6 protein-coding genes and 1 pseudogene are annotated in these 5290 nt (G+C 38.1%); 3 read left to right on the top strand and 4 right to left on the bottom strand.

From position 1 onward, the window contains the following. Nucleotides 1-183: 183 nt before the first annotated feature. Both A1D25_RS04720 and A1D25_RS04725 read right to left on the bottom strand, forming a co-directional pair. Nucleotides 184-1410, bottom strand: a complete 1227-nt coding sequence (locus A1D25_RS04720) for an NADH:flavin oxidoreductase/NADH oxidase family protein (RefSeq protein ID WP_157394547.1) — start codon at nt 1408-1410, stop codon at nt 184-186. 91 nt (nt 1411-1501) lie between these two features. Continuing rightward, on the bottom strand, nt 1502-1819 hold the full coding sequence (locus tag A1D25_RS04725) for an ArsR/SmtB family transcription factor (protein WP_157394548.1): 318 nt from the start codon (nt 1817-1819) through the stop codon (nt 1502-1504). A gap of 173 nt (nt 1820-1992) precedes the next feature. Between A1D25_RS04725 and A1D25_RS04730 the strand changes: the two genes are divergently transcribed. Then, a complete protein-coding gene (locus A1D25_RS04730; RefSeq protein WP_157394549.1) occupies nt 1993-2484 on the top strand; it encodes a GNAT family N-acetyltransferase in 492 nt (163 codons plus the stop codon). A gap of 64 nt (nt 2485-2548) precedes the next feature. Here A1D25_RS04730 and cysK read toward each other — a convergent pair whose 3' ends face one another. After that, a complete protein-coding gene (gene cysK / locus A1D25_RS04735) occupies nt 2549-3499 on the bottom strand; it encodes a cysteine synthase A (protein WP_157394550.1) in 951 nt (316 codons plus the stop codon). A 213-nt stretch (nt 3500-3712) separates the two neighbouring features. On the opposite strand from cysK, the gene A1D25_RS04740 reads away from it, so the two are divergent. Both A1D25_RS04740 and A1D25_RS04745 read left to right on the top strand, forming a co-directional pair. Beyond that, entirely contained in the window at nt 3713-4441 is a 729-nt protein-coding gene (locus A1D25_RS04740; protein ID WP_157394551.1) for a ribonuclease T2 family protein, read from the top strand. After that, on the top strand, nt 4441-4935 hold the full coding sequence (locus tag A1D25_RS04745) for a SprT family zinc-dependent metalloprotease (protein WP_205420577.1): 495 nt from the start codon (nt 4441-4443) through the stop codon (nt 4933-4935). The genes A1D25_RS04740 and A1D25_RS04745 overlap by 1 nt, the downstream gene beginning before the upstream one ends. 231 nt (nt 4936-5166) lie before the next feature. Here the strand turns inward: A1D25_RS04745 and A1D25_RS11060 are convergent. Next, nucleotides 5167-5290: pseudogene (locus A1D25_RS11060) on the bottom strand (IS256 family transposase, variant Zn-binding type); the annotation flags it as partial.

Here is a 5290-nt window from a genome sequence, read left to right on the forward strand (position 1 = left end):
ATAAAACTGCAGACTGATGACAAACCCCAATTTGTTGTATCCAATTAACGGACGCCAGCGTGGCGTCCCTACATAACAAAATAAAATCTGTTATTTTTCAATTGGTTATAACTTTCCTTGTAGGGACGCCACGCTGGCGTCCGAATGAAAAAAGACTTTGTCAATAATCTGGGCATAAATGAATTATGCTCTTTCTTTGCGAAAACCATTTTTTCCTTGTTGCCACAAGATACGGAAAAATAACTTCCAAGCACTGTATGCTGGGTTTGCATCTAGTCCTTGGCTTAATCGTTCCATTTGGTAAAAATACCACGCCATTTCGAGTGTTGAGCCAATCACATCATCAAGTTTTTTTACCCCTGTGCGAACAGGTTTAAGGTTAAGAGTTTGATAACGGTTTTCAAAAATCTGATTAGGCAAATCAGGTAAAATAGCAAAAGGTTTTGCTAAACCAATTAAATCAACCTGCCCACTTGCAAGAGCGTCTTCCATTGCTTTAGTTGAACGGAATCCACCAGTAATCGTTAAAGGAATCGGGCAAACATTGCGTACTTTTTCTGCGTAGTCTAAGAAGTAGGCTTCTCGTTTCAAGGTACTTGCTTTAACCCCTTCTAACATTGCAGGGCTTTCATAGTTTCCACCTGAAATTTCAATATGATCCACCCCAAGCTCAACTAATTTTTCTACAACTTTGACAGAATCTTCTTCGCTAAAACCGCCACGTTGGAAATCAGCCGAGTTTAGTTTGACAGAAATAATAAACTCACTCTCTGTACGTTCACGAATTTGTCGATAGACTTCAACAAGAAAACGCATACGGTTTTCTAAGCTACCGCCCCATTGATCTTGGCGTTGATTATGTAATGGCGATAAAAACTGGCTAATAAGATAACCGTGTGCAGAATGAATTTGTACACCTGAAAAACCAGCTTTCTCAGCAATAACTGCGGTAGTCGCGAAACGCTCAATGAGCTGTTCAATTTCGGTTTCGGTTAAAGCTCTTGGTGGGTTAAAAAACTTGCCAATACTGCCTGTTAACCCAATCGCACTAGGGGCAACAGGTTGTTTTGCAAGATCTTTGGGAGATTGTTTACCCGGGTGGTTAATTTGCATAAGCAGAATTGTATTGTTTTGTGTCCCCACTTTTGCCCATTGTCGTAACATTGCAAGATCACGTTCATCTTCAATAACAACATCTTTAGGTCCACCTAAAGCGGTACGATCAATCATTACATTTCCCGTTACTAATACCCCTGCACCGCCTTTAGCCCAACGGTCATAGAGATTAACTAACGCTGAACTAGGGGCGTGTTCATTAGCTAATTGCTCGCTCATCGCACCTTTAAAAAAACGATTTTTGATCACTTTACCGTTCGGTAAAGTAAGTGGTTGGCTTAATTGTAATGTCATACAGTACTTTCCTTTATGTTTATAAGTTTAATAATTTAAACCAATTTGAGTTTTAAAAAACCTATGTGAGCAACACATAGGCATCAATTTATTATTTACCTTGTCTATTAGGACAATGTTCGATCAATTTTTCAACAAGTAATCGTAATTGTTCTGTTGCATCTGCCATTGCGATTGCATAAAAACGCTCTTTACCGATCTGCTCTACATTTACAGCTTTAGCATCTAACATTATTTTTAAATGATGCGAAACAGCAGGACGAGAGAGATGTAAGTGGCTAGTAATATCATTTACATTCATTTTTCCTTGTTCAAGCAGAAGCTGTAAAATTTTATGGCGATTTTCATCGCTTAATACTGAAAAAATCGGAATACAGCTTCGCATTAAATCCATTGTCTGTTTAGGCATAATTTAGGCTACTAACGTTAAGATTAAGTGTTTAAAAATTTAAACGCATTTTATCTAAAATGAATATAAAGGCAAGCATAATTTATAAGTTAAAAATGAATTTATAGAATGTTTGACGAATATAATAGCTATTTGCTATAAACAAAATTACTGCTCATAGTGAGAACAATATTATGCAATTACGACAAGCAACAGTAAAAGATGCGGCAGCATTAAGTAAACTATTAACACAAGTCTGGCAAAGTACCTATCAAGGTATTTTCCCATCATCATTTTTAGATAATCTTACCGACACCCAGTGGCAACAAGGGTTTGAATATACCTTATCTCTAGGTACTACACCAATTATTGTTGCGGAAACTGAAAATGCTCTTCTCGCAATGATTAGTTTCGGACAGGCAAGAGATCCTAAATTACAGATAGCTAATGAAATTTATGCATTAAATGTGTTACCCAATCACCAACGCCAACAAATTGGAAAAAGTTTACTGCATTACGCGCTGAAACAGCTTACTTCAAGTGTTTATCTAAAGGTGGCGGATAAAAATACCAATGCTCGTCAGTTTTATGAAAGACAAGGTTTTTATAATACTCAAATTGCGATGTATCGCACGATTGAAGATTTTCATTTTCAAGAATGGGTTTATCGGTACGATAAGCGGTAAGATCTGCCAGTAATTTTGCAAATTACTCTACCAAATCATCACCGCTCTTTTATCTATCCACTAATTAGGCTTCAATACCTTCAAACAATAAGGTACTGAGATAACGCTCAGAAGCTGATGGTAAGATTACCACAACGGTTTTATCCGCAAATTCAGGTGATTTTGCTAAACGATCTGCTGCCGCTACTGCTGCACCTGATGAGATACCAACTAAGATCCCTTCTTCTGCAAGCACTCGGCGAGCAGTTTCAATCGCAGTTTCACTATCCACTTGCTCAACACGGTCAATTAAGCTTAAATCTAAGTTCTTAGGAATAAAGCCCGCACCGATACCTTGAATTTTATGAGGACCTGGTTTAACTTCTTCGCCATTTAAAGTTTGTGTAATTACTGGAGATTCTTTCGGCTCAACAGCAACACTCACAATTTGTTTGCCTTTTTGTTGTTTAATATAACGGCTAACCCCTGTAATAGTACCGCCTGTACCAACACCAGCGACAAATACATCAACGTTCCCTTCCGTTGCGTCCCAAATTTCAGGACCTGTTGTCTGTTCGTGAATCGCAGGGTTTGCTGGGTTCTCAAACTGTTTGAGCATTACATAGCGGTTTGGATCGCTCGCTAAAATCTCTTCTGCCTTAGCAATCGCTCCTTTCATTCCTTTTGCACCCTCAGTTAGTACTAAGGTTGCCCCTAGACCACGCAATAAGCGACGACGTTCAATACTCATTGTCTCAGGCATTGTTAATGTTAATTTATAACCACGAGCAGCGGCTACATAAGCTAATGCAATCCCTGTGTTACCACTTGTTGCATCAATAATTTCTTTATCTTTAGTTAAAATGCCATCTTTTTCTGCTTGCCATACCATATTTGCACCAATACGGCATTTCACGCTAAAACTTGGGTTACGAGCTTCCACTTTTGCTAAAAGGTTACCGTTATGCCCGAAATTTTTTAAGCGAACAAGGGGAGTGTTACCAATTGTTTCTGAGTTGTCTGCATAAATAGTCATAATCATTTCCTTCTTTATTAAAGCGTTGTTGAGTTGCACACAGAATACTGATTTCTTATAAAAAGTTAAGGAAACATTAGGTATTTTATATAACCATATGTAATAACAATTTAGTTGTAAGATATATTTTGCAAAATATTAGACTAATCTTACCGCTTGCAAGGCAGTATCTTTTCGGTATAGTACGCATTTTATCAGCCCAGTTTACTTAAAATGAAAAAAACACAAACCAATAAGAACCGCAAACTTAATCAGCTGATTTTTTTAATCATTATTGTCATTTTTGCCATCTTTACTTGGCGAAATAATGAGAAGAAATCTGTAACGCCTAGCTCCAATACACAAACACAGCCCCAACAACCATTACCTAACGATTTGGGGCAATATGATACCGTAATGGCAAATGATCATTTAGGGCAAAATCGTAATGTACCTGTTGATTACTATATGCTTGCTCTCTCTTGGTCGCCTGAATTTTGCGAACTACAAAAACAGAAAAACAGCGGGAATGTTCCAAAACATTTGCAATATCAATGTAATGATAAGGCACAATTCGGCTGGGTTATTCACGGTTTATGGCCACAAAATGCACAAGCCAAATCGCCTGCCGACCACCCTCGTTTTTGTAAAGGCGACTTAGCGAAACTACCTGAAACATTGATTAAACAATATTTACCAGAATCACCTGGTGCATCTCTTTTGCAAGGACAATGGGAGAAACACGGTGCTTGTGCTTTTAATGACGCTGAAAGCTATTTTGCTAAACAACGTGAGTTATTCCGTAGCTTGAACTTGCCCGCACAAGATCTATCGCGTAAAGAATTATTCCAATGGATGAAAAAATATAACCCTCAGCTTAAAAACGCTTATTTAGGGGCAAGTAAAAATGAGCTATATATCTGTTATGACAAACAGTGGTCGGTAATGGATTGCCCACGTTAATGATGTCGATTCGTCATTTAAAAATGCAAGTCCAACGCCAGCTAAAGCGAGATTTGGATAAGGCAAACTGCTACTTCAATAAAAGTTTTCTGCCCCCAACTGTCAATTATGACGTTAAAGGAATGAAAGCGGGCGTTGCCTATCTACAACAAAATGAGATCCGCCTAAATCCGATTCTGCTACAAGAAAATGGCGACACATTTATACAACAAGTTGTGCCACACGAACTGGCACATTTACTGGTTTATCAACAATTCGGGCGTGTTCAGCCCCACGGGAAAGAGTGGAAAATGGTGATGGAAACCGTATTAGGCGTTCCTGCTGAAACCTACCACTGCTTTGACACAACTAGCGTACAAGGAGAACGATTTAGCTACCGTTGTGAGTGCCAAACACATCAACTCTCTATCCGCAGACATAATGCAATTTTGCGACAAAACCGCCAGTATTTGTGCCGAAAATGTAAGAAAGTGTTGGTTTTTGTGGGGATTTAGAAGAACAGACCTAGTCTACACTAGACTCCACTTGCACCGCAATTTGACAATACCAGGTGTAATAGACAAAATGATTGCTAAAAAGTGGGTTAAAGAGTTATAGCATAAGGCTCCAAAGTGCTTTTTTCTACACATCTGTCCATTACGGTGTAATGGACAAAAATGTGGGATTTTTGTCCATTTTCTTTTCAAGTGGACAAAAGTGTGGGATCTCCATTATATTTTTGATCGTTAATTGCTTTTCTTATTCAAAAAATCCTTTATAAACATAACCTTACGTTTTTTGCTTAATCCATTGTGATTATTTAATTTTCGTTTTAGTTCACTAAATAATCCTTCAAGCCTATTTGTCGTT

Source organism: Ursidibacter arcticus, assembly GCF_009761375.1.
Taxonomy (GTDB): Bacteria; Pseudomonadota; Gammaproteobacteria; order Enterobacterales; family Pasteurellaceae; genus Ursidibacter; species Ursidibacter arcticus.

Coding starts and splice junctions, on each gene's coding strand:
- A1D25_RS04720 (WP_157394547.1), bottom strand. CDS start 1,410: ATGACATTACAATTAAGCCAACCACTTACTTTACCGAACGGTAAAGTG.
- A1D25_RS04730 (WP_157394549.1), top strand. CDS start 1,993: ATGCAATTACGACAAGCAACAGTAAAAGATGCGGCAGCATTAAGTAAA.
- A1D25_RS04740 (WP_157394551.1), top strand. CDS start 3,713: ATGAAAAAAACACAAACCAATAAGAACCGCAAACTTAATCAGCTGATT.
- A1D25_RS04725 (WP_157394548.1), bottom strand. CDS start 1,819: ATGCCTAAACAGACAATGGATTTAATGCGAAGCTGTATTCCGATTTTT.
- cysK (WP_157394550.1), bottom strand. CDS start 3,499: ATGACTATTTATGCAGACAACTCAGAAACAATTGGTAACACTCCCCTT.
- A1D25_RS04745 (WP_205420577.1), top strand. CDS start 4,441: ATGATGTCGATTCGTCATTTAAAAATGCAAGTCCAACGCCAGCTAAAG.